The organism is Labrys sp. HAY1-8F, assembly GCF_056754975.1.
On the sequence record NZ_JBPGWZ010000002.1, the window covers coordinates 3956763 to 3979323 of the forward strand.

The 22561-nt window shown below is 63.5% G+C and carries 20 protein-coding genes; 11 read left to right on the forward strand and 9 right to left on the reverse strand.

Translation table 11 applies throughout. The features are described from left to right. Window positions 1-169: 169 nt before the first annotated feature. Window positions 170-1522 carry an MFS transporter gene (locus ACR9ZN_RS27315; protein ID WP_481273674.1) on the forward strand — a complete coding sequence of 451 codons (1353 nt, stop codon included), beginning with the start codon at window positions 170-172 and terminating at the stop codon, window positions 1520-1522. A 111-nt stretch (window positions 1523-1633) separates the two neighbouring features. Here ACR9ZN_RS27315 and ACR9ZN_RS27320 read toward each other — a convergent pair whose 3' ends face one another. Next, on the reverse strand, window positions 1634-2314 hold the full coding sequence (locus ACR9ZN_RS27320; protein WP_434959554.1) for a L,D-transpeptidase: 681 nt from the start codon (window positions 2312-2314) through the stop codon (window positions 1634-1636). Between the two features lie 456 nt (window positions 2315-2770). On the opposite strand from ACR9ZN_RS27320, the gene ACR9ZN_RS27325 reads away from it, so the two are divergent. The 3 genes from ACR9ZN_RS27325 to ACR9ZN_RS27335 all read left to right on the forward strand — a co-directional run bounded on the left by ACR9ZN_RS27325 (window position 2771) and on the right by ACR9ZN_RS27335 (window position 4924). Further along, on the forward strand, window positions 2771-3463 hold the full coding sequence (locus ACR9ZN_RS27325) for a corrinoid protein (RefSeq protein ID WP_434959555.1): 693 nt from the start codon (window positions 2771-2773) through the stop codon (window positions 3461-3463). A gap of 77 nt (window positions 3464-3540) precedes the next feature. Next, on the forward strand, window positions 3541-4164 hold the full coding sequence (locus ACR9ZN_RS27330; RefSeq protein WP_481273675.1) for a DUF1638 domain-containing protein: 624 nt from the start codon (window positions 3541-3543) through the stop codon (window positions 4162-4164). A gap of 199 nt (window positions 4165-4363) precedes the next feature. Beyond that, entirely contained in the window at window positions 4364-4924 is a 561-nt protein-coding gene (locus ACR9ZN_RS27335; protein WP_434959557.1) for a queuosine precursor transporter, read from the forward strand. A gap of 194 nt (window positions 4925-5118) precedes the next feature. Here ACR9ZN_RS27335 and ACR9ZN_RS27340 read toward each other — a convergent pair whose 3' ends face one another. The 5 genes from ACR9ZN_RS27340 to ACR9ZN_RS27360 all read right to left on the reverse strand — a co-directional run bounded on the left by ACR9ZN_RS27340 (window position 5119) and on the right by ACR9ZN_RS27360 (window position 9473). After that, complete coding sequence (locus ACR9ZN_RS27340) at window positions 5119-5682, reverse strand: invasion associated locus B family protein (RefSeq protein WP_434959558.1); 564 nt, start codon at window positions 5680-5682, stop codon at window positions 5119-5121. Window positions 5683-5881: 199 nt separating this feature from the next. Next, window positions 5882-6379, reverse strand: a complete 498-nt coding sequence (locus ACR9ZN_RS27345) for a hypothetical protein (RefSeq protein WP_481273676.1) — start codon at window positions 6377-6379, stop codon at window positions 5882-5884. A 96-nt stretch (window positions 6380-6475) separates the two neighbouring features. Then, window positions 6476-6985: a hypothetical protein gene (locus ACR9ZN_RS27350; RefSeq protein WP_454812432.1), complete on the reverse strand. Its 510-nt coding sequence runs from the start codon at window positions 6983-6985 to the stop codon at window positions 6476-6478. A 5-nt stretch (window positions 6986-6990) separates the two neighbouring features. Then, window positions 6991-8280 carry a dual-specificity RNA methyltransferase RlmN gene (rlmN, locus tag ACR9ZN_RS27355; protein ID WP_481273677.1) on the reverse strand — a complete coding sequence of 430 codons (1290 nt, stop codon included), beginning with the start codon at window positions 8278-8280 and terminating at the stop codon, window positions 6991-6993. 158 nt (window positions 8281-8438) lie between these two features. Then, window positions 8439-9473 (reverse strand): glutamine synthetase beta-grasp domain-containing protein, encoded by a 1035-nt coding sequence (locus ACR9ZN_RS27360; RefSeq protein ID WP_481273678.1) that lies wholly within the window; start codon window positions 9471-9473, stop codon window positions 8439-8441. 398 nt (window positions 9474-9871) lie between these two features. Here ACR9ZN_RS27360 and ACR9ZN_RS27365 point away from each other — a divergent pair, with 398 nt between their 5' ends. The 4 genes from ACR9ZN_RS27365 (at window position 9872) to ACR9ZN_RS27380 (ending at window position 13608) form a co-directional block, all read left to right on the forward strand. Continuing rightward, the gene (locus tag ACR9ZN_RS27365; protein ID WP_441773285.1) at window positions 9872-10066 is read left to right on the forward strand and encodes a DUF2735 domain-containing protein; all 195 of its coding nucleotides are present in this window, start codon (window positions 9872-9874) and stop codon (window positions 10064-10066) included. Window positions 10067-10414: 348 nt separating this feature from the next. Further along, window positions 10415-11311: a fructose bisphosphate aldolase gene (locus tag ACR9ZN_RS27370; protein ID WP_434959563.1), complete on the forward strand. Its 897-nt coding sequence runs from the start codon at window positions 10415-10417 to the stop codon at window positions 11309-11311. A 108-nt stretch (window positions 11312-11419) separates the two neighbouring features. Then, the gene (locus tag ACR9ZN_RS27375) at window positions 11420-12073 is read left to right on the forward strand and encodes a DUF6963 family protein (protein WP_481273679.1); all 654 of its coding nucleotides are present in this window, start codon (window positions 11420-11422) and stop codon (window positions 12071-12073) included. Window positions 12074-12135: 62 nt separating this feature from the next. Then, window positions 12136-13608 carry an N-acyl-D-amino-acid deacylase family protein gene (locus ACR9ZN_RS27380; protein ID WP_481273680.1) on the forward strand — a complete coding sequence of 491 codons (1473 nt, stop codon included), beginning with the start codon at window positions 12136-12138 and terminating at the stop codon, window positions 13606-13608. A gap of 207 nt (window positions 13609-13815) precedes the next feature. Here the strand turns inward: ACR9ZN_RS27380 and ACR9ZN_RS27385 are convergent, their stop codons facing one another. After that, window positions 13816-14586, reverse strand: coding sequence for a transporter substrate-binding domain-containing protein (locus tag ACR9ZN_RS27385; RefSeq protein WP_441774523.1), 771 nt, complete (start codon window positions 14584-14586; stop codon window positions 13816-13818). 194 nt (window positions 14587-14780) lie between these two features. After that, window positions 14781-16241, reverse strand: coding sequence for a glucose-6-phosphate dehydrogenase (zwf, locus tag ACR9ZN_RS27390; RefSeq protein WP_434959567.1), 1461 nt, complete (start codon window positions 16239-16241; stop codon window positions 14781-14783). A gap of 253 nt (window positions 16242-16494) precedes the next feature. On the opposite strand from zwf, the gene ACR9ZN_RS27395 reads away from it, so the two are divergent. The 3 genes from ACR9ZN_RS27395 to ACR9ZN_RS27405 all read left to right on the forward strand — a co-directional run bounded on the left by ACR9ZN_RS27395 (window position 16495) and on the right by ACR9ZN_RS27405 (window position 20787). Further along, the gene (locus tag ACR9ZN_RS27395; protein WP_454812439.1) at window positions 16495-17040 is read left to right on the forward strand and encodes a cytochrome b; all 546 of its coding nucleotides are present in this window, start codon (window positions 16495-16497) and stop codon (window positions 17038-17040) included. A gap of 184 nt (window positions 17041-17224) precedes the next feature. Next, window positions 17225-19825: an ATP-dependent chaperone ClpB gene (clpB, locus tag ACR9ZN_RS27400; RefSeq protein WP_481273681.1), complete on the forward strand. Its 2601-nt coding sequence runs from the start codon at window positions 17225-17227 to the stop codon at window positions 19823-19825. A 254-nt stretch (window positions 19826-20079) separates the two neighbouring features. Continuing rightward, window positions 20080-20787: a DUF899 family protein gene (locus ACR9ZN_RS27405; RefSeq protein WP_481273682.1), complete on the forward strand. Its 708-nt coding sequence runs from the start codon at window positions 20080-20082 to the stop codon at window positions 20785-20787. Window positions 20788-20934: 147 nt separating this feature from the next. Here ACR9ZN_RS27405 and ACR9ZN_RS27410 read toward each other — a convergent pair whose 3' ends face one another. Then, a complete protein-coding gene (locus ACR9ZN_RS27410) occupies window positions 20935-22269 on the reverse strand; it encodes an MFS transporter (protein ID WP_454812442.1) in 1335 nt (444 codons plus the stop codon). Window positions 22270-22561 lie beyond the last annotated feature (292 nt).

The window sequence follows — 22561 nt, forward strand, 5'->3', positions numbered from 1 at the left end:
CAAAGCCTGTTGCTTATAATACTAGGATAAAGCTGGCACTTCCCCGGCAATCCAGAAAGCGTAGAAGCAGGGTGCCGTTGCGGCGCCCTGTTTGCCGTTTCGGGTGATTTTTCCAATTCATTGTCTCGAAGACGCCGATACTATCGGCACTTGTCGCTGTGAGTATTTGATGAATGCCGCCACCATGGATGGCCTGCCCATTCCCCAACGCTTTCTGGCTTTCCTGACCATCGCCATGGCGCTCACCATGGCGGTGCTCGACAGTGCCATCGTCAATGTCGCCCTGCCTTCGATCGCGGGCGAACTCGCGGTCTCCCCGGCGGAATCGATCTGGGTGGTCACCGCCTACCAGCTCGCGGTCACCATCGCGCTGCTGCCCCTGTCCTCGCTCGGCGACATCATCGGCTATAAGCGGGTCTATTGGGCGGGGCTGGCCGTGTTCACCGCGGCTTCCTTCGCCTGTGCCCAGGCTTCCTCGCTGCCGGCGCTGGCGCTGGCGCGCGCCGTGCAGGGGCTTGGGGGCGCCGGCATCATGAGCGTCAATATCGCCCTGGTGCGCTATATCTTCCCCAAGGCCTCCCTTGGCTCGGGGGTCGGCTACACGGCTCTGGTGGTGGCGGTGTCCTCGGCCGCCGGGCCCAGCGTCGCCTCGGCCATCCTGACCGTGGCGAACTGGCAGTGGCTGTTCCTGGTCAATGTGCCCATCGGCCTCATCGCCCTTTTCGTCGCGGCGCGGGCTCTGCCGCAGACACCGGCTTCCGGCCATCGCTTCGATTGGGTCAGCGCCATCCTCAACGCTTTCGCCTTCGGCCTTCTGATCGCCGGCCTCGATGGTCTCGGCGATACCGGAACGATGCCGGTGGCGCTGGCGATGATCGCCGGGGCGGCGGTGGCGGCCCTCGTCTTGGTGCGGCGCTCGCTGAAACTGACGGTGCCGCTGCTGCCGGTCGACCTCTTGCGGCGACCGATATTCTCGCTGTCGATGGCGACCTCGATCTGCTCCTTCGCTTCACAGAGCATGGCCTATGTGGCACTGCCCTTTTTCTTGCAGCGCTCGCTCGGCCATTCGGAGGCCGCGACGGGATTCCTGATGACGCCCTGGCCATTGATGACGGCGTTGATTGCCCCCATCTCGGGCCGGCTTTCCGACAGGATCTCGCCCGAGAAACTCGGCATTGCCGGGCTTTGCCTGCTGGCCGCAGGGCTGGCGGCGGTCGCCAGCATGGGCGAGCGGCCCGACAGCTTCGACATCGTCTGGCGGCTTGCCTTGTGCGGTTTCGGCTTCGGCCTGTTCCAGTCGCCCAACAACCGCATCATCATCACCAGCGCGCCGCGCGAGCGCAGCGGCGGAGCCAGCGGCCTGCAATCGACCGGCCGGCTGCTCGGCCAGTCGATGGGGGCGGCGGTCGCCGCCGTCATCTTCAGCCAGGTTGCGCAGGGGCAGACGGAACTGATCGCCTGGATTGGCGCCGGCCTCGCATTGATCGGGGCGGTGTCAAGCGGGCTGCGCAAGCCGGACTGAGGAGGGCGGGTTACGGCACCGGACCCGACTTCGGCATCGGGTCTAGTGCTTGTATGCTATTGTTGTTGCACCGTTTTTTTGAAAATAGGCATCCACTTTTCGGTGTGATGCTTAGCTCTCCTCGGCACCGCCCTGCGAAGGCCGTACCACCACCCGCACGCCCACGGGGGTGTTGTGATAGAGGGCCATGATGTCCTGGTTGAGCAGGCGGATGCAGCCCGAAGACATCGACTTGCCGATCGAGGTGGGATCGTTGGTACCGTGCAGGCGATAGAGCGTATCGCGGTCGCCCTGATAGAGATACATGGCGCGGGCACCGAGCGGGTTTTCGACGCCGCCGGGCATGCCGCCCGCGAATTTGGCGGCCAGCGGATCGCGCTTGACCATTCTCGGCGGCGGCGTCCAGCGCGGCCATTCCGCCTTGCGCTTGATGGTGGCCTTGCCGTTCCAGCCAAAACCTTCGCGGCCGACACCAACGCCATAGCGAGTGGCGGTGCCGTCGTCATGGACATGGTAGAGAAAACGGTTGTCGGGATCGACGACGATGCTGCCGGGTGTCTCGCCGTCGGGGGCTGCCACGACGCGCCGCAGATATTTGGGATCGATCGCGTTCAGATTGATGGGCGGATAGGCATGGCCGTTCTCCATCCCGCCGGCATAGATCTCGCGATAGTTGAAGCCGCTGTCATTCGATCTGTTGAACAGGGAGCCGACGGTGGCACGTGAGGAGGCGCAGCCGGCAAGCAGCAATGGAGCACCGAGAACGAAAACGCGACGAGATAAATCGGGCATCACAACCTTTTCCAAACAGCCATCAGTATCGAAATCACGCCAAAGGCCGGCGCCACGACATTCCGTTACGTAGGCCTACTATTTCATGCAACGTTCGCGCAAGCCAATACCGCCTGTCAAACTCGCACGTTTTTGCCGCCGGGTTTTGCGAATAGCCGGACTCGGCGGGAATCGCAAAGGCGCAGGGATAGCAAGAGGTAGGGCAAAACGGCGCTCTTGTCGAAACGCGCCGTGCCGTAGCCGAGCGACGGGCATCCAGGGGCCGACAACCTGCCCGCGTGCAAGAACATGGTTGGCGCTTTGAGCGGTACAGGCCGTCGCTCTTTTGGGCTGTTGTCGCAGTTTGAATATACGATGTCCCCAGTGCGACAGCGCAAGGCGCCCCTGTCAGGCTACCTCGCATTAAGAAGCGTTCTATAGTAATCCGTGCTTCACCCAGTGCAGGAACAGCAAGTCATGTCCGACGGCGATCTCGATCTCAACACGCTCCCCGATGACGAGCTCGTCGAGCAGATGCACGACGACCTTTATGACGGCCTGGCCGACGAGATCGTCGAGGGCGTCAATGTCCTGCTCAAGCGCGGCTGGACGCCCTATGACGTGCTGACCAAGGCGCTGGTGGAAGGCATGCGTATCGTCGGCGTCGACTTCCGCGACGGTATCCTGTTCGTGCCGGAAGTGCTGATGTCCGCCAATTCGATGAAGGCCGGCATGCATCTGCTGCGCCCGTTGTTGGCCGAGACCGGCGCTCCCAAGGTCGGCAAGATGGTGATCGGCACCGTCAAGGGCGACATTCACGACATCGGCAAGAACCTCGTCACCATGATGATGGAAGGCGCCGGCTTCGAGGTGATCGACCTCGGCATCAACAACCCGGTCGAGAACTATCTCGAGGCGCTCGAGAAGCACCAGCCCGAAATTCTCGGCATGTCGGCTTTGCTCACCACCACGATGCCCTATATGAAGGTGGTGATCGACACGATGAAGGAGAAGGGCATCCGCTCCGACTACATCGTGCTGGTCGGCGGCGCACCTTTGAACGAGGCCTTCTCGGAAGCCGTGGGCGCCGATGCTTATTGCCGCGATGCTGCCATCGCGGTGGAAATGGCCAAGTCCTTGATCGGCAAGCGTCAGGGCATGGCGGGCTGAGCCCGACAGCGGATCTGCGCAGGGCGGCATGACGCTGTTCTGCCTGATGGGCGAGGCCCGATCTCGGGGAGTGGGCGATGACCAGTCCTTCGAAAAAACCAGATGACCCCAGCTCGACGCTGGTGATCGCCTGCGGGGCGCTGGCGCGCGAATTCCTGGCGGTGAAAGCCGCCAATGGCTGGGACCATATGGAGGTCACCTGCCTGCCGGCGATCTGGCATAATTATCCGCAGAAGATCCCCGACGGCATCCGGCGCAAGATTCGCGACAATCGCGCCAAATATGACGAGATCCTGGTGCTCTACGGCGATTGCGGCACCGGAGGCCTGCTCGACGACGTCCTGCGCGAAGAGGGCGTCGAGCGCATCGACGGGCCGCACTGCTATTCCTTCTTTGCCGGCGCCGACATATTCGATCGCATGCAGGAGGAGGAGATCGGCACCTTCTATCTCACCGATTTCCTGGTTCGGCACTTCGACCGCTTCGTGATCAAAGGGTTGAAGCTCGATCGCTATCCGCAATTGCTGCCGATGTATTTCGGCCATTACAAGCGAGTGATGTTCCTGGTGCAATTTCCCGATCCGGTGCTCGAGCGCAGGGCGGAGGAGGCGGCCGCTCGCCTCGGCCTGCCCCTCCAGGTGCACTACACCGGATTGGCGGGCGTGGAGCGTTTCCTGGAAACGGGCAAGGCCGGGGCGTAGTCCGCGCCGCGACCAAGCAGCGGCCGGGCGCCGCCGGGGGCGAAATTCTGCTCCGCCTGCGGAACGGCTACGGCGTAAGCGCGGAAAAAGGCGGCCATGCCGGCCCGGGGAAGCGGAATTGCGATTGAGAGGCTACACCGACGGCCGTTTTTGCTGTAAGGCAGCGCCCCAGAAATCTTCTCTTTCCCGTAGGTATGTCGTGACCGCCAACCCTGTGTTCAACTATTTCGCCGATTTGCGCTGGCGCTATGTGCTGGCTCACGCCGTGATTGTCGCTTCCGCCAACTGGGGCGTGCAATATGTCGTGCCTGGATCCTCGGATTTCCTGACCTGGGGCGCCTTCATCTTCCCGGTCGCCTTCTTCATCACGGATTTGTGCAATCGCCGCCACGGCGTGGAGATGACGCGCAAGGTGGTGATCGCATCCTTCGTCATCGCGGTGATCGTCTCCTTCGTGGCCGCGGATCCGCGCATCGCCATCGCCAGCGGCATCGCCTTCATTTCCGGCCAGATGGTGGATGCTCAGGTCTTCAACCGCTTCCGCCAGCATGCCTGGTGGGTGCCACCCTCCATCTCCAACATCCTCGCCTCGACGGTCGACAGCGTGCTGTTCTGGGTGATCGCCTTCGTCGGCACGGACGTGCCCTGGGTCAGCCTCGGCATTGCCGACTATGCCATCAAGATCGCCATGGTTTTCGTGGTGATGCCGGTTTACGGCTATCTCGTCTTCCGCGACAGGCTCTCTGCCAAGACGGTGTGACCGGGAACAGCGATATCTGTTCCCGGGAACAGGCACACTGTTCCCGGGAGCGCGGACAACTGTCCGCTCTTGGAAACACAGAGCTTACAAAAAGGGCGCGGCCAAGTCAGGCGGCGCCCTTTTGCGTGCGACCGTTCCAAGGAGCAGACACCGCGACATGCAAGCATGTCGCTGAGATGTCTGCGCTCAGAGTCCTATGGGCAGCCCTTGGTGATGGCGTCGAGGGCCTGCGGCAGCCCGTCGAGGGAATAGCGGTCGGTGGTCCTGTTGCCGCGCTTGGAAGCGCCGGTGAAGACCGCGTCGCGGCTCTTGCGCAAGGTGTTGACCACGGTGCCTTCCTCGGCGGCGTTCTTCACCCAGGCATTGCTGCCCTTGGTGTAGAGCGTGAAGGAGGAGCGTCCGACTTTCAGCGTGGCGTCGCCGCCATCCTTCATGGTGAAACCGGTGATCATGCTCAGCTCGTTCTTCACGCCTTCGCCGGGGCGGCGGGTGATGAAGAGCGTGGCCGGATCGCGCTTCAGCCGTGCGGGCTTGCGGTCCTTCGGACTGGTGATGGCAAAGCAGGACTTACCCTTGGCCGTGCCGTTCTGGAAGGCTTGCCAATCGCCGAACTGGCCGAGCGGTGTCGGCTGCGCGCCTCCGGCGGCTGCCGGAGCCGGTGCTTCGGCCTTGGGTTTGCGAGGTGCTGCCAGAGCCGAACCGGTGAATGCGACGACGGCGGTGGCGATGAGCGCGATGCGAAGGGTTGAGGACATCATGCTGGCTCGATCGATCCCGAAGTAAGAGGGCAGAAAGCGGTGGCGCCGATCATCGTGAATCGGAGCGCCTCGCGCAACTGCGACGAAAGACAGGGATTCCGGCGAAAGTTCGACCGGAACGCGTCGAAGCCTACGCTGGCGCGGTATGCAAATGGTTAAATAGTCCCGAAATTACCATGGCGTGCAAACTTGGCTCCGCTCAACCCGCCGCGCTCCGTCCGGCTACCAGCCAGTAGACCGTGCCGGCGACGATGCCGATGGCGGTCAGGCCGAGCAAAGCGCGGTAGAGCAGCATGATCGCGAGGATGTTCAGGCTCATCACCATCGGCGCCACCGCGAAGGCGAGCGCCATGCCGATGGCGTAGAACATCCAGCTTGCTTTGCCCATGGTCTCGCCGATCACCGCGACCAGGGCGATCGGTACCAGCCAGATGGCCAGGGCGGCGGTTGCTGCTTGCTGGATCATGGCCCCGATGTCTTCCACGGGAGTTCCATCGATCAGCGTCGCCAGAGCCTTCAGGCCGAACAGCTCTGCCGTGCCGGCGAGTTCCTGCCCGAAATCGTGATTGGCGAGGCCCATCACGCCGACCACCAGAGCTGCAATCGCGGCCAGGACGGCAGCGAAGGCCACCAGCACCAGGCGGTCGACGAAGCTGATGACGCCACGGGGGCGAGGAGGCTGAGAGGGGGTAACCATCACAGGACGCAAACCTATTATTCAATAGGGTGGCGACGACGCGTGTTCGAATGAATCGCGCTCAGTGCCACCCAACCAAGGTGGAAGCCATGCTTATCATTGCTTGAGTGAGCGCACTATCAAGCCGGCTTGCCGGCCGGTGATGAGCCAATAGACCAGCCCAGCAATCGCTCCTGTGCAGGCCACACCGATAAAAAGCAGCACAACGTCCCCAGGGGTCGGAGGAATGAAACCGACAAGGCCGGGAACGCTGCACAAAGCCGCCGCAGTGCCGATACTGTAGAAAGCCCAACGTTGCAGTCCGAAGAGTTCACCAATGATGGCAATGCCTGCAATGGGCACGACCCATATTGCAGCAGGCATCAACCACACCTGCCATATGGCACCCTGCAATCGGTCAAAATTGAGAAACGGATGTTCGAGAACTGCAAAAGCCTCTCGATTCAATGTTGTGCTGTAACGGAATACGGCCGAGGCGAGATTGGTGTTCACCAGTCCGCTGCTGCCGACAATCATTGCGGAAAGGGCTGCCACTCCTGTCGAGGCGACAATTTCGAGGATCCGTCCGATGACTAGAAGGAAAAAACCCAGCCATCGCACGACCATTGTCGTTAGTCCCCGTCCGTCCCATGGGCGTAGAAGGCCTCGACTGCCAGCTTCTTCATGGCATCGGCCTCGATGGCGAGGCGATCGCGCGCCCGCATCTTCTGGCTTTCGCTCTTGAGCTGGCCGCAGGCGGCGAGGATGTCGCGTCCGCGCGGCGTGCGGATGGGCGAGGCGTAGCCGGCATTGAAGACGATGTCGGAGAAGGCCTCGATCGTCTCCCAGTCCGAACATTCATAGAAGGTGCCGGGCCAGGGATTGAAGGGGATCAGGTTGATCTTGGCTGGAATGCCCTTAAGCAGCTTCACCAAGGCGCGCGCCTCGGCCGGGCTGTCATTGACGCCCTTGAGCATGACATATTCGAAGGTGATGCGGCGGGCGTTGGAGAGGCCGGCATAATTGCGGCAGGCATCCAGGAGCTCGGCGATCGGATATTTCTTGTTCAGCGGCACCAGCTCGTTGCGCAGATTGTCGTTGGTGGCATGCAGCGAGATGGCGAGCGCCGGATTGATGTCCTCGCCGAGCGGGCCGAGCATCGGCACCACGCCGGAAGTCGACAGGGTGATGCGGCGGCGCGACAGGCACAGGCCGTCCTGGTCAGACATCACCTTCAGGGCGATGGCGACATTGTCGTAATTATAGAGCGGCTCGCCCATGCCCATCATCACGACATTGGAGACGAAGCGCCCGCCGTCACGCGGCACGATCGCTCCTTCCGGTGCTTCCTGGCCCGGCCAGTCGCCGAGGCGGTCGCGTGCGACCAGGAGCTGCGCCACGATCTCGGCCGCAGTGAGGTTGCGCACCAGCTTCTGCGTGCCGGTGTGGCAGAAGGAGCAGTTGAGCGTGCAGCCGACCTGGGAGGAGACGCACAGCGTGCCGCGCTTCTCGTCGGGGATGTAGACGGTCTCGATCTCGGCGCCCTTGTCGGCGGGGCCGGTGGAGGGCATGCGCATCAGCCATTTGCGCGTGCCATCGGCCGAGATCTGCTCGGCGATGATCTCCGGGCGGTCGAGCGTATAGGACTGCTCCAGAAGGGCGCGCAGATGCTTGGACACGTTGGTCATGGCATCGAAACGGCTGGCGCCGCGCACATAGAGCCAGTGCGAAAGCTGGTTGACGCGCATCTTCACTTCGCCGACGGGCACGCCCACGGCGGTGAGAGCTACATTCAAGGCCGTGCGGTCCATCCCGGCGAGGGAGGGCTTGGCGGACAGAGCTTGTGGAGCGGCAACGGTATCGGCCATTCCCATGGGAATGGCCTGAGGGCTCGCTGCCTGTTCGAGCGAAAGGGCCGACATGCAAAATTCCTGATGTTGGTCGGCGCTATAGCACAGCCCGGCCGAAAGGGCGACCGGCAAAGATGCATGGTGGCCGCGCGCTCCGGCACTCCCAGACAGCGAATATAAAATGGCGCGGATCTTGCGACCCGCGCCGTTTTGTCGAGAAGCGCTCGGGCTCAGGCGGCGGCCTTCACCGCGGTCGAAACGGAGGCGATGGTCTTGAGCACCTGGGAGGCGATCTCATAGGGATCGGCCTGAGAATTGGGACGGCGGTCCTCCAGATAGCCCTTGTAGTCGTTGCGCACGAAGGAGTGCGGCACGCGGATCGAGGCACCGCGATCGGCCACGCCCCAGGAGAAGGTGTCGATCGAGGCAGTCTCGTGCTTGCCGGTGAGGCGCAGATGGTTGTCCGGGCCGTAGACGGCGATGTGCGCGTCCTTGTTGGCCGCGAACGCCGCCATCAGGGCTTCGAAATAGGCCTTGCCGCCCACTTCGCGCAGGTGGGTGGTCGAGAAGTTGCAATGCATGCCCGAGCCGTTCCAGTCGGTATCGCCGAGCGGCTTGCAGTGCCATTCGATGTCGATCGAATATGTCTCGGTCAGGCGGAGCAGGAAATAGCGGGCGATCCACATCTCGTCGGCAGCGGCGTGGGAGCCCTTGCCGAAGATCTGGAATTCCCACTGGCCCTTGGCGACCTCGGCATTGATGCCTTCATGGTTGATGCCGGCGGCCAGGCAGATGTCGAGATGCTTCTCGACGATCTCGCGGGCGATGTTGCCGACATTCTTGTAGCCGACGCCGGTGTAGTAAGGCCCCTGCGGGGCGGGGAAGCCGTGCTCTGGGAAGCCGAGCGGCCGGCCGTCCTTGTAGAAGAAATATTCCTGCTCGAAGCCGAACCAGGCGCCGTCATCATCGAGAATGGTGGCACGGCTGTTGGAGGCGTGCGGGGTGACGCCATCGGGCATCATCACTTCGCAGAGTACGACGGCGCCGTTCAGGCGCTCCGGATCGGGGACGATGCGGACCGGCTTGAGCACGCAATCCGAATTCGATCCCTCGGCCTGCTTGGTCGAGGAACCGTCGAAGCCCCAAAGCGGCAGTTGCTCGAGCGTGGGGAAGGCATCGAAGTCGCGGACCATGGTCTTGCCGCGCAGGTTCGCGGTCGGCCGGTAGCCGTCGAGCCAGATATACTCGAGCTTGTACTTCGTCATTCTCAGGATACTCGCTGGTTGGAAGGCGGATGGCGGCAGCCGGTTCGCACCGGGTTGCCGCCGGTTGCGGTGCAATAAGCAGGAAGCGTGCCAGCGGGCAGGGTGCGGTGTTTTTGTCGCAGATATTTTGGAAACGAGGGTGCGAGCCTGCAAAAGAAACGGTGTCCTTTTGTCGGCTGAAAGAGAAAAAGGGGTGTTTTCAAGTCATGCCGGGCCCAGATGCCGTTGTCGCGGCCTGCTGTCTTGCTGCGCATTGCCGTAATGCGGGCTTTGGTTGCACATAGTTTAGGCAAATGCTGCCTGCAAAGCAGGCAAATGCTAGGAAGGCGCCCGAGGCTGTGCTAAGACTGGATCCTGGTTTGGCAGCGTCCCTGGCGCGCCAGACAAGGGAGACGAGCATGACTGCGAGTACCCGGCAAGAGACTGCCAAGATCTACCTTTTCCCCACGCGTCCGCGCATGGGGTCCAGCCTCGGACGTGACGAGACGCGGCTTTCCTCGCGCGATACGCAGCCCTTGCCGCCCATCGATGTCGACGGTGCCTGGTATCATCAGGCCGCCATCCGCGATATGGCCGATCCACGCAAGCGCTGACGGAGCGGGAAGACGGAAGAAGCCCTGAGCTTCGGGCGCTGAGGCCATATACGCGCCTATGGCTCGAAGGGCGTTTGGCCACCATTTCCCACGTCTTTGCGAAAGCTTTTCGCAGTTCTGCCCCTTGCCTCACCCCCTTTGCATGCCGATACTCGCGCCGACTCGACGCGAGAGCGTTTTGTGATTTGGCGGCATCGCCAGGAATCGCAAAGGCGCTCCAGCCGATCCATCGGATTGGCTTGGAAACAATGAGCTAGAGCCAATGAGCGTTTTCGTCTAAACGCGCTTGTTCTAGGCAACCGCGGAGGCTGGGCGCGGCGCGCACCGGCCCGCAACAGGGAGACCGATATGGCAGACGCCAAGATGATGTCACAGATGACCGGCAAGGATGGCTTCATCGCCGCCCTCGATCAGAGCGGTGGTTCCACCCCCGGCGCGCTGCGTCTCTATGGCATCGCCGAATCCAGCTATAGCGGCGACGAGGCGATGTTCCGCCTGATGCACGAAATGCGCGTGCGCATCATGACGGCGCCCGCCTTCTCCGGCGACAAGGTGATCGGCGCCATCCTGTTCGAGAAGACCATGGATGGCGAGGCCAAGGGCAAGCCGGTGCCGACCTATCTGTGGGAAGACCGCAGCGTGGTGCCCTTCCTCAAGGTCGACAAGGGCCTGGCGACGGAAGAGAACGGTGCCCAGGTGATGAAACCGATGCCCGAACTCGACGCCCTGCTCGCGCGCGCGGCGAAGAAGGGCATCTTCGGCACCAAGATGCGCTCGGTGATCGCCAATGCCGACAAGACCGGCGTCGCTGCTGTGGTCAAGCAGCAGTTCGAGGTCGGCCGGCAGATCCTCGGCCACGGCCTCATCCCGATCATCGAGCCGGAAGTCTCGATCAAGAGCCCGACCAAGCAGGAAGCCGAGGCCATTCTGCGCGACGAGATCGCTGCGGCGCTCGACGCGCTGCCGGCGGGCGAGCAGGTGATGCTCAAGCTCACCATCCCCACCGTCGCCGATTTCTACAAGCCGCTGGTCGACCACAAGGCCGTTGCCCGTGTCGTTGCCCTGTCGGGCGGCTACACCCGCGCCGATGCCTGCGAGAAGCTCAGCCACAATCACGGCATGATCGCCTCCTTCTCGCGCGCCCTCACAGAAGATCTGCGCGTGTCCATGAGCGATGCGGAGTTCGATGCAGCGCTCGCCAAGACCATCGGCGAGATCTACACGGCGAGCGTGGTCAAGGCCTGATCCTTCGGGCGGTTCGAGATCACCGGCCGCGAGCGGGGCAGGACGCCCGGTTCGCGGCCGGATTCGTTTGGGCAACGTGGTTTTCTTAGCAATCAAGGAGTTCGAGACGTGACGATCGGCATTGCCGCCTTTGGAACTGGCGCGGGCAGGGCAGTGTGGGCCGGCTGGGCCGAGGCGGAGAAGCTCGGCAAGGGCGACCTGCATGGTTTTGCGGTGTTTTATGCCCTGGCGCCGAATGGCGAGGCGATGGCGCTGGAGTGCCAGCGCGGTGGGCTCGAGACCATTCGCGCCACGTGGACCGCCCGGCCGGATCTTTCCTGGATGATGGCTTCGCCGCTGGCGGCGGTAATCACCAGCGGGCCTGATCGTCCCGAGCCTCTTACCCAGTTTCTCCTGGCCGCCCGGAAAGGTTTCGTCACCGGCCACAGGCTGCCGAACACGGTCGGCGCATCCGGCCTTGCCGTCAATGCGGAGGCCTTGGCGCTGCTCGAGGCAGGTGTCGATCCCGCCGTGGCCGTGCGGCGGGTGATGGAGGCCAATCCACGCGTTGATGCCGGCCTGATCGCGGTGACCGGCGATGCCATCGGGCTCGCCGACAGCGAACGGGTGCGCGAGCGGGATGATCGCGGCGAGGCCCTGATCCTCGCACCGGACAAGCGCTATGGCCTTGCCTTGCTGCACAATTCCATCGAGCCCGTGAAGGGGCTTGCCGAAAGCGCTGCGCGACCGGCCGTCGCAGTGCTGGCCGGGCACGAATCATAAGGTCGGGCTTATACCAAAGAAGAGGCCGGCATACCGGTCCGGAACGACCCAAGGATCATGCGATGACTTTCCCCTGCGACCTGATCTTCCGGCAGGCGACGATCTTCGACGGCACCGGCGCCAAGCCGCGCCAGGCCGATGTCGCCGTCACCGGCGAACGCATCGTCGCCCTCGGCGAGCGCTTGCCTCACAAGGCAGGGACCGAGATCGATGCCGCCGGGTTCGCCCTCGCGCCGGGCTTCATCGACGTGCACACCCATGACGACCGCGCCGTGATCGCCACCGACATGGCGGCCAAGCTCAGCCAGGGCGTGACGACGGTGGTGGTTGGCAATTGCGGTATCAGCCTGGCACCGCTGCGGGCCAAGGGAGAGGTGGTGCCGCCGCTCGACCTGATCGCCAAGAGCGAGCACGAATTGTTCGAGCGTTTCGCCGATTATTTCGAGGCGGTGGAGACGGCGGGAACCACGGTGAACGTCACCTGCCTCGTCGGCCACACGACGCTCCGTCTCGCCACCATGGACCGGCTCGACCGCCCGGCCACCCGGGCTGAATGCGCCCGCATGCGCGACCTGCTCGACCAGGCGCTGGCGGATGGAGCGATCGGCCTGTCCACCGGGCTCTACTACCAGCCGGCCAATGCCGCCTCGACGGCGGAGGTGATCGCCGTCGCCGAGCCGCTGGCCAAATATTCCGCCATTTACACCACCCATCTGCGCGACGAAGCCGATCACCTGCTGGAGGCGATGGAAGAGGCCTTCACCATCGGGCGCGAGGCCGATGCGCCGGTGGTGCTGTCGCATCACAAGGCCACCGACCCGCAGAACCATGGCCGCACCCACGTGTCGCTGCCGATCATCGAGAAGCGGGCGCGCGAGCAGCCCGTCACACTCGACGTCTATCCCTACGCCGCTTCCTCCACCGTGCTGGAGGCCAAGCGCGCGACCCAGGTCGAGCGCATCCTGATCACCTGGTCGAAGGCGCGGCCCGACCTCGCCGGCAAGACGCTCGACGTTATTGCCCGCGAGCTCGGCGTCTCCAGGGAGGAGGCGGTGGCGAAGCTGCAACCGGCCGGCGCCGTCTATTTCACCATGGACGAGGAAGATGTGCGGCGCGTGCTGCAATTCCCGCTCACCATGGTGGGTTCGGACGGGCTGCCGCACGATGTGCGCCCGCATCCCCGGCTCTGGGGTACCTTTCCGCGCGTGCTCGGCCATTACGCCCGCGATATCGGCTTGTTCGGTATGGAGGAGGCGGTGCGCCGGATGACGGCGCTGCCTGCTGCGCGCTTCGGCCTCGCCCAGCGTGGCGTGATCAGGGAAGGGGCCTTCGCCGACCTCGTGCTGTTCAATTCCGAAACCATCCTCGACAAGGCGACCTTCGACGATCCCACCCAGCTCTCGGCCGGCATCCGCTCGGTCTATGTCAATGGGAGCCTGGCCTGGAGCGAGGGCAGGACCGCCGGCCCCCGCGCCGGCAAGGTGCTGCGCAACCGCGATCTGGTGGCGAAGAATTTTACGGCGGCGTTTGCGTGAGGCCGGCGCAATTGCCTTCTCCCCTTGCGGGAGAAGGTGCCGTAGCGTGGTCGCTTAAGAACCACGCGTTCAAGTAAAGAACGTGGGGGCGGATGAGGGGATACGCAACCATTCTAGGCTTGGGCTGACACTCCTCATCCCCCTGCCGGGACCCAAGGCACTTCCAAAAGAAGTACCCGGTCCCGCAAGGGGAGAAGGCGATATTTCTCACTTGGGCGGCATGCCGATATCGTATTTGAAGTACTTCCCGGCGATCTGCTTGAACTCGCCGCTGGCATAGACCGCCTTGATGCCGGCATCGAGCTTGGTCTTCAGCTCGGTGTCCTCCTTGCGGAGGCCGCCGCCGATACCGCCTTCGAACAGGGGATCCTTGGGGAAGCCCTTGGAATCGCAGCAGGCGCCGTCCTTGCCTTCCAGGAACGGGCCAACGGAATCGGCATCGCCCAGTACCAGCTCGATGCGCCCGGCCGCCAAATCCGCCATGGCGGCATCGAGCGTGGCGTAGTTGCGAATTTCGGCGTCCGGATAGGCCTTCTGCACATATTGGGCGTGGATGGTGCTGGTCTGCACGCCGACCGCCTTGCCCTTGAGGCCACCAGGCACAAATTCGAACTTGTCGTCCTTGTTGCCGATGAACTCCACCGGCGTGTTGTAGATCGGGATGGTGAAGGCGATCTGCTTCTGCCGCTCGGGCGTGATCGACATGCCGGCCCAGATCACGTCGATCTTCTTGGCGAGGAGCGCCGGCATGATACCGTCCCAGGCGGTGGCCACCACCACGCAATCGAGCTTGGCTTGCTTGCACACAGCCTTGGCATAGTCGGGCAGAAAGCCCTGCCAGTTGCCCTGGCCGTCCAGCGAGAAGAAGGGCGGGATCGGCTCGGCCGAGACGCTGATCTTGACGGGGTCGGCCTGCGCTGTCGCCAGACCCGCCAGAATGGCGGCGCCCGCCAGCAAGCTCAAATTGACAATTTTCATGGACCCAATGTCCTCCCTCGGTTCCCGCTCTGTCGGCGTTTGTTACGGTTTGGCCGAGAGATCAGGCCCCGGCACGCGGGCAACAGAGCTTATTCGTCCGACCAGGTCAATCGGCGGGAGGACGGTGCAACCCGGCAGTTTGCCGGCGGTCGAGCGCTTCGCGCGTTATGAAGGTGGACGTTTGGCCCAGTGCCTCATCCCTTCCCCTCCGGCTTGCGCCACACCCGTTCGAAGGGCAGGCGCCAGGCGTTGGGGGCGATGAGCTGATGGATGGATTTCGGGCCCCAGCTCCCCTGGTCGTAGAGACGCACGGGCGGCGGGTTCTCAAGCAACGGCTGGGAGACTTCCCAGAGGCGCTCGATGCCCTCGGCCGTGGTGAACAGCGTGTGGTCGCCGCGCATGGCGTCGAGGATCAGGCGCTCATAGGCCTCCAGCACGTCGCCGATCAGGCCTGTTTCGCTGAGGGCGAATTGCAGGGAGAGCTTGTCGAGCCGGAAGCCCGGGCCGGGGCGCTTGCCGTAGAAGGAGAGCGAAACCTTGGAGGCGTCGGCGAGGTCGAAGGTGAGGTGGTCGGGGCCTTGCGCGCCTACGCCCGAGCCCGCCGGGAACATGCTCTTGGGCGGTTCGCGGAAGGCGATCGAGATGATGCGCTGGCCCTCGGCCAGGCGCTTGCCGGTGCGTAAATAGAAGGGCACGCCGGCCCAGCGCCAATTGTCGATGGCGCATTTGAGGGCGATGAAGGTCTCGGTGTCGCTTTCGGGGTCGACGCCCGGTTCCTCGCGATAGCCGAGATATTGCCCGCGCACCACGTCACGCGGGTCGATCGGCACCATGGAGCGGAACACCTTGTTCTTCTCTTCCGAGATCGGCTGCGGCTCCAGCGCGGTCGGCGGCTCCATCGCCATGAAGGCGAGGATCTGGAACAGATGCGTCACCACCATGTCGCGATAGGCGCCGGTGGATTCGTAGAAGGCGGCGCGGGTTGAAAGTCCCAATGTCTCAGGCACGTCGATCTGGACGTGGTCGATGAAATTGCGGTTCCAGATCGGCTCGAACAGGCCGTTGGCGAAGCGGAAGGCCAGGATGTTCTGGGCCGGCTCCTTGCCGAGGAAGTGGTCGATGCGGAAGATCTGGCTCTCGTGGAAGACCTCGTGCAGACGGGCGTTGAGGGCGACGGCGCTGGCGAGATCGGTGCCGAACGGCTTTTCCATGATGATGCGGCAGCGATCGACCAGACCGGCCTCCGAGAGCATCTGCACGGCCGAGAGCGCGGCGTTGGGCGGCACGGAAAGATAATGCACGCGCCGGGCCTCGGGGCCGAGTTCCGCCTCGGCCCGTGCCACCGCTTCCTTCACCGGCCCCGCGCCGGCGCTGATCGGCACATAATCGAGACTGGCGGCGAAGGCTTCCCAATCAGCTTGGCTGACCTTGCGGGTGGAGAATTTGTCCAGGGAGTCGCGCGCGATGGCGCGAAAGCCGTCGGCATCGATCTCGTCGAGCGAGACGCCGATGATGCGGCAGCCGGGAATGAAGCCGGCGCTGGCGAGATGGAACAGGCCCGGCAGCAGCTTGCGGCGAGAGAGGTCGCCCGTGGCGCCCACCAGCACCACCACCTGCGGCTTTCCCGGGCCGACACGCGAGGAATTCTTGATCAAGGTTCTCGTTCCCATTGATTTTGCACTGCGCCGGCGCGCTACGCCGCGGGCCGCTCCAGGCCCGTCCTTGCCTGAAGCCGCCATCGCCGTGCCCCATACCGGTTCGAGACGGGAATAGGGGCATAGACCGATGGGATGATCAAGGGCCGACAGAAAAACTGCGCGACGCAAAATTAATCGGCGGAAACCACCACCGCCATATCGCCGCCGCAGTCTTGTACAGATTAGAATTTATCTAATCTGGAGCCCAGCCATGCCTTCTTCATCATATCGTCCCATCCAGAAGGCCCTGCATTGGGCGATCTTTCTACTGGTGCTGGCCTGCTATGGCCTTACCTATAACGGCTTGTTCTTCGCGAAGGGCGATCCGGGCCGGGCCCTGGCCTGGTGGAGCCACATTTCGCTGGGCCTCCTGCTCACCGCTCTGATTGCCGCCAGGCTCGTCGCCCGCCTGGCGCTTGGCACTCCCCCGCTGCCTTCGACGATGTCCGGTGCCGAGATGGCAATGGCCAAGGGTGCCCATCTCCTTCTTTATCTCCTGATGGTCGGTATCGTCGGCCTCGGCATCACTCTCACCTGGTTGCGTGGAGATGCTCTTACTTTTTTTGGCCTGTTCACCATACCCGCGCCCGTGGTCCCCGATCGCGGTCTGGCACTTCTGGTCAAGGACGCGCATGAGCTATGCGCCGATGCGATCCTGGTCTTGGCCGGCCTCCACGCCGTTGCAGCGCTCTGGCATCATTATGTCCGGCGTGACGATGTCCTGACGCGCATGCTTCCCGGTCGTTCGGCGCGGTAGTGCGAGCGGGTGAGACGCCCCGCTTGGCTTCTTTCTTGATCTGGCTCAGACTCTTGTTTCCATACCCCTTGTAGCTTCGACCCGGCTCCCCACATCATTCTCAGCGAATGCTTTCGGGGTTCGCAAATCTGTATGGCGCCTGGACGATGCTACGGGTCTTCGGGCGTGCTGGAAGGGATAGAGAATGAATTTTGAACGCTATACCGAACGTGCCAGAGGCTTCGTTCAGTCGGCGCAATCGTTAGCGCTGCGCGAGGGGCATCAGCAATTTGCTCCCGAACATCTCCTGAAAGTCCTGCTCGATGATCCCGAGGGACTGGCGGCGGGCCTGATCGACCGCTCAGGCGGCAATTCGCGCCAGGCACTGAACGCTGTCGAGGCTGCCTTGAAGAAGCTGCCCAAGGTGCAGGGGACCGGCGCTGGCCAGGTCTATCTGACGCCGGGGCTTGCCCGCGTGTTCGAGGCTGCTGAGAAGGCGGCCGACAAGGCCTCCGACAGCTTCGTCACGGTCGAGCGGCTGTTGCTGGCGCTCGCCGTCGAAAAGGATACAGAGGCCGGCAAGGCACTGGCGGCTGCCGGCGCGACGCCGCAGAACCTCAACAAGGCGATCGAGGCCCTGCGCAAGGGCCGCACCGCCGATAGCGCCACGGCCGAGAACGCCTATGACGCCCTGAAGAAATATGCCCGCGACCTCACCATCGATGCCCGCGAGGGCAAGCTCGATCCGGTGATCGGCCGCGACGAGGAGATCCGCCGCACCATCCAGGTGCTGTCGCGGCGCACCAAGAACAACCCGGTGCTGATCGGCGAGCCCGGCGTCGGCAAGACGGCGATCGTCGAGGGCCTGGCGCTGCGCATCGTCAATGGCGACGTGCCCGAAAGCCTGAAGGACAAGGCTCTCCTGGCGCTCGACATGGGTGCGCTGATCGCCGGCGCCAAATATCGCGGTGAGTTCGAGGAGCGCTTGAAGGCTGTCCTGAACGAGGTGACCTCCGCCGATGGCGAGATCATCCTGTTCATCGACGAGATGCATACGCTGGTCGGCGCAGGCAAGGGCGAGGGGGCGATGGACGCCTCCAATCTGCTCAAGCCCGCTCTGGCGCGCGGTGAGCTGCACTGCGTCGGCGCCACCACGCTCGACGAATATCGCAAGCATGTCGAGAAGGACCCGGCCTTGGCGCGGCGTTTCCAGCCCGTCTTCGTCGAGGAGCCCACGGTGGAGGACACCATCTCCATCCTGCGCGGCCTAAAGGAGAAGTATGAGCAGCACCACAAGGTGCGCATCACCGACAGCGCCATCGTCGCGGCGGCAACGCTCTCCAACCGCTACATCACCGACCGCTTCCTGCCCGACAAGGCCATCGACCTTGTCGACGAGGCCGGCTCGCGGCTGCGCATGCAAGTGGATTCCAAGCCCGAGGAGCTCGACGAGCTCGACCGGCGCATCGTCCAACTCAAGATCGAGCAGGAAGCCCTCAAGCGCGAGAATGACGACGCCTCCAACGACCGTCTCACCAAGCTCGAAAAGGAGCTGGCCGATCTGGAAGAGCGTTCGTCCGAGCTCACCCAGCGCTGGAAGTCCGAGAAGGACAAGCTCGGCCTTGCCGCCGATCTCAAGGGCCAGCTCGACAAGGCCAAGAACGAACTGGCCGAGGCCCAGCGCCGCGGCGAGTACCAGCGCGCGGGCGAATTGACCTATGGCATCATCCCCAAGCTCGAAAAGGAGCTGACGGAGGTCGAGGCGTCCGAAGGCAAGGTCAGCATGGTCGAGGAGGCCGTGACGGCGGATCATGTCGCGCAGGTGGTCTCGCGCTGGACGGGCGTGCCTGTCGACCGGATGCTGGAGGGCGAGAAGGACAAGCTCCTGCGCATGGAGGACGTGCTGGGAGCCAGGGTGATCGGCCAGGGCGAAGCCGTGCAGGCGGTCGCGACCGCGGTCCGGCGCGCCCGCGCCGGCCTGCAGGATCCTAACCGGCCGATCGGTTCCTTCATCTTCCTGGGCCCGACGGGCGTTGGCAAGACCGAACTGACCAAGGCTTTGGCAAGCTTCCTGTTCGACGACGATACGGCGATGATCCGGCTCGACATGTCCGAATATATGGAGAAGCACTCGGTGAGCAGGCTCATCGGCGCGCCTCCGGGCTATGTCGGCTATGACGAAGGCGGCGCCCTCACCGAAGCCGTGCGGCGTCGGCCCTACCAGGTCGTGCTGTTCGACGAGATCGAGAAGGCCCATCCCGATGTCTTCAATGTCCTCCTGCAGGTGCTCGATGACGGGCGCCTGACGGACGGGCAGGGCCGTACGGTCGACTTCCGCAACACCTTGATCATCATGACCTCCAATCTCGGCGCCGAATATCTGGTCAGCCAGAAGGAGGGCGAGGATTCGGACAAGGTGCGCGAGGAGGTGATGAGCGTGGTGCGCAGCCACTTCCGGCCGGAGTTCCTCAACCGTGTCGACGAGATCATTCTGTTCCACCGCCTGAAGAAGGCGCAAATGGGCGCGATCGTCGATATCCAGATGGCCCGGCTGCAGAAGCTGCTCGACGAACGCAAGATCACGCTGCATCTCGACGATGCCGCCAGGACCTATCTTGCCGACAAGGGCTACGACCCGGCCTATGGTGCCCGTCCGCTCAAGCGCACGATCCAGCGCCTGGTGCAGGATCCGCTGGCCGAGATGATCCTCTCCGGCAAGGTGAAGGACGGCGTGACCATCGAGATCGGCGCTACAGGCTCGGGCCTGGTCATCGGCGGTCAGGCGGTAAATGCCAGGGCGGCGTAAGGAATTACAGCAAGCCGAAACGAGAAAGCGGGCCTTCGGGCCCGCTTTTGCATTGGGGCCGCACGCTGGAACGGAACTGCAGCAACTCGGCCCTCGATAGCCAATGGCACCACGGCCGTAGCCGCACGACTGGAATAACCCACCAGGCCCTCCAATGCGTGGCTGGCTTTAAAAATGGAACCGGGTTGTCGGGTCTGCGCGTTGAGAAACGTCCTTGGAGCGTAGCGTCATCGACGGCAATCGAGGAGGATCGCATGACTGCGGATGTTGGCAGACTGAAGCCCGCCACCGAACTGGCCGCTCTCAACCAGGCCCGGATCCCGAATGAAAGCGAGGCGTATCGCCGTGCCCGAACTGCTCTGCTTGCAGAGGAAATCGAACTTCGCCGCCACATTGAACGCGTGGCCGAGATGCGCCGTGCATTGCCACCGGGCGCTCCCGTCGAAAAAAACTATGTGTTCGAAGGAGAGAATGGCCCCGTCCGCTTCGCCGATCTGTTCGGCAAGCATGAAAGCTTGATCGTCTACAACTACATGTTCGGTCCCGAGCGCAAACGCCCATGCCCGATGTGCACGGCGCTTCTCGGCGCGCTGGCGGGCAATGCGCAGGATATCCAGCAGCGGGCTGCGCTCGCGGTCGTCGCCCGCGCCCCGATCGAACGGTTGCTCGATTTCAAGCGTGAGCGCGGCTGGCGGCATTTGCCGTTCTACAGCGACACAACGGCCGAGTTCGGTCGCGATTTTGGGACCTGGCGCTCGGATGGCGACTATCCGGGCTACAATGTTTTTACCCGGCGAGACGGCTCCATTCGCCATTTCTGGGGCGGCGAGATGGGCGGCGTGACGGCCGATCCGGGCCAGGACCCGCGTGGCGCGCCCGACCTGACGCCGCTTTGGAATGTGTTGGACACCACGCCGGAGGGACGAGATGCCCATTGGTATCCGAAGGTGGATTACGATTGACCGATAGAGAACACGCTGCACGGCATTTGGGCGGGGAGAACCCCGCCTACAGAGCCAATCTTGTCTTTGACATGCCTTTGAGAAGGCCGGGCTGGTCGATTCGAACCGAACCAGGCACGGCCATCTCAGCTAGGCCGGGATCAGAACTCAATCCTTCGGATCCTGCGTGCCCTGGCGGATGCTTTCGAGGTTGATCCATAGCGCCATCAGCGTGCAGACCGCACCCGAGAGCAGGTAGACGCCGGCGGAGGCGAGGCCGAACCATGTCGCCAGCGCCAGGGCGACGAAGGGTGCGAAGCCGGCGCCGAACAACCAGGCGAGATCCGAGGTCAGGGCCGCACCGGTGTAGCGATACTGGATCGGGAAATTCATGTTCACCGCGCCCGAGACCTGGCCGAAGGTGAGGCCGAGCAGGATGAAGCCGCCGATCATGTAGATGAGCTCGCCCGTCTGGCCGCCGTTCAGCAATTGCGGCGCATAGCCCGAATAGATGGCGATCGCCATGGCGCAGACGGCGATGAGGTTGCGCCGGCCGAAGCGGTCGGCGATCGGGCCGGAGGCGACGATGGCGGCGAGGCCGAACAGGGCGCTGAAAATCTCGATCACCAGGAACTGGACCGGGCTTTCGTTGGTTTCCAGCACCACCCAGGCGAGCGGGAACACCGTCACCATGTGGAACAGGGCAAAACTCGCCAGTGGCGCGAAGGAGCCGATGATGATGGTGCGCCCCTGCGCGCCCACCGTCTCCAGGATCGGCTTGGGCTGCAGTTCCTGGCTCTGGAACATCTCGCCGTATTCGGGCGTGGCGACGATGCGCAGCCGCGAGAACAACGCCACCACATTGATGGCGAAGGCTACAAAGAAGGGATAGCGCCAGCCCCAGTCGATGAAATCCGCCGCATCGAGCGTGGTGTAGAAAAAGGCGAACAGGCCGCTGGCGACGATCAGGCCGAGCGGGGCGCCGAGCTGCGGGATCATGGCCCACCAGCCACGCTGGCCTTCGGGGGCGTTCAAACTGAGCAAGGCGGGCAGGCCGTCCCAGCTGCCGCCGAGCGCGATGCCCTGGCCGATGCGCAGCAGCGCCAGCAGCACGCCGGCCCAGGCGCCGACAGTGCCGTGATTGGGCAGGAAGGCGATCGCCGCGGTGGAGCCGCCCAGCAGGAAGAGCGCGATGGTCAGCTTGACCTCGCGGCCATAATGCCGGTCGAACAGGGTGAACAGCGCCGACCCGAAGGGGCGCGCGATGAAGGCGAGAGCGAAGATCGCGAAGGAATAGAGCATGCCCGTCAGCGCATCGTGATGCGGGAAGGCAAGCTTGGGGAACACCAGCACGGAGGCGATGGCATAGACGAAGAAGTCGAAATATTCCGACGTCCGACCGATGATCACGCCGATGGCGATCTCGCTCGGCGTGATGGTGTGGCGCCTGGCGCCGTGCTGGTCCGCTGCCCCGGCCGGATGCATGGAAGTCGTGGTGCTCATCGTCCCTCGGCTTTCTCCAAAGACCCCTGGGGTCCTTGGACAGATATGGTTTGGAGCAGGATGAGGTCAAAAGAACCATAGGGGAGGAGCAGCGCGGCGCCAAGACATCTGTCTCCAAGACATCTGCCTCCAAGACATCTGCCTTTGGCGCATGTTGCGACACTGCAGATGGTCCTTGTTCACCTCACCGCCTCCGGGGCACTTTTGACCGACGAGGGGCGCGCGCATCGCAGCAAGCCACCGAGCTTGCGTCTCCGCGCTCCCACGCACTTGCTAGGCAAGTGCGGACATC

What these genes read in the sequence shown, in the direction of transcription:
- ACR9ZN_RS27315 (WP_481273674.1), top strand. Translation starts at nt 170, where the DNA reads ATGAATGCCGCCACCATGGATGGCCTGCCCATTCCCCAACGCTTTCTG.
- ACR9ZN_RS27320 (WP_434959554.1), bottom strand. Translation starts at nt 2,314, where the DNA reads ATGCCCGATTTATCTCGTCGCGTTTTCGTTCTCGGTGCTCCATTGCTG.
- ACR9ZN_RS27325 (WP_434959555.1), top strand. Translation starts at nt 2,771, where the DNA reads ATGTCCGACGGCGATCTCGATCTCAACACGCTCCCCGATGACGAGCTC.
- ACR9ZN_RS27330 (WP_481273675.1), top strand. Translation starts at nt 3,541, where the DNA reads ATGACCAGTCCTTCGAAAAAACCAGATGACCCCAGCTCGACGCTGGTG.
- ACR9ZN_RS27340 (WP_434959558.1), bottom strand. Translation starts at nt 5,682, where the DNA reads ATGATGTCCTCAACCCTTCGCATCGCGCTCATCGCCACCGCCGTCGTC.
- ACR9ZN_RS27345 (WP_481273676.1), bottom strand. Translation starts at nt 6,379, where the DNA reads ATGGTTACCCCCTCTCAGCCTCCTCGCCCCCGTGGCGTCATCAGCTTC.
- ACR9ZN_RS27350 (WP_454812432.1), bottom strand. Translation starts at nt 6,985, where the DNA reads ATGGTCGTGCGATGGCTGGGTTTTTTCCTTCTAGTCATCGGACGGATC.
- rlmN (WP_481273677.1), bottom strand. Translation starts at nt 8,280, where the DNA reads ATGTCGGCCCTTTCGCTCGAACAGGCAGCGAGCCCTCAGGCCATTCCC.
- ACR9ZN_RS27360 (WP_481273678.1), bottom strand. Translation starts at nt 9,473, where the DNA reads ATGACGAAGTACAAGCTCGAGTATATCTGGCTCGACGGCTACCGGCCG.
- ACR9ZN_RS27365 (WP_441773285.1), top strand. Translation starts at nt 9,872, where the DNA reads ATGACTGCGAGTACCCGGCAAGAGACTGCCAAGATCTACCTTTTCCCC.
- ACR9ZN_RS27370 (WP_434959563.1), top strand. Translation starts at nt 10,415, where the DNA reads ATGGCAGACGCCAAGATGATGTCACAGATGACCGGCAAGGATGGCTTC.
- ACR9ZN_RS27380 (WP_481273680.1), top strand. Translation starts at nt 12,136, where the DNA reads ATGACTTTCCCCTGCGACCTGATCTTCCGGCAGGCGACGATCTTCGAC.
- ACR9ZN_RS27385 (WP_441774523.1), bottom strand. Translation starts at nt 14,586, where the DNA reads ATGAAAATTGTCAATTTGAGCTTGCTGGCGGGCGCCGCCATTCTGGCG.
- ACR9ZN_RS27395 (WP_454812439.1), top strand. Translation starts at nt 16,495, where the DNA reads ATGCCTTCTTCATCATATCGTCCCATCCAGAAGGCCCTGCATTGGGCG.
- clpB (WP_481273681.1), top strand. Translation starts at nt 17,225, where the DNA reads ATGAATTTTGAACGCTATACCGAACGTGCCAGAGGCTTCGTTCAGTCG.
- ACR9ZN_RS27405 (WP_481273682.1), top strand. Translation starts at nt 20,080, where the DNA reads ATGACTGCGGATGTTGGCAGACTGAAGCCCGCCACCGAACTGGCCGCT.
- ACR9ZN_RS27410 (WP_454812442.1), bottom strand. Translation starts at nt 22,269, where the DNA reads ATGAGCACCACGACTTCCATGCATCCGGCCGGGGCAGCGGACCAGCAC.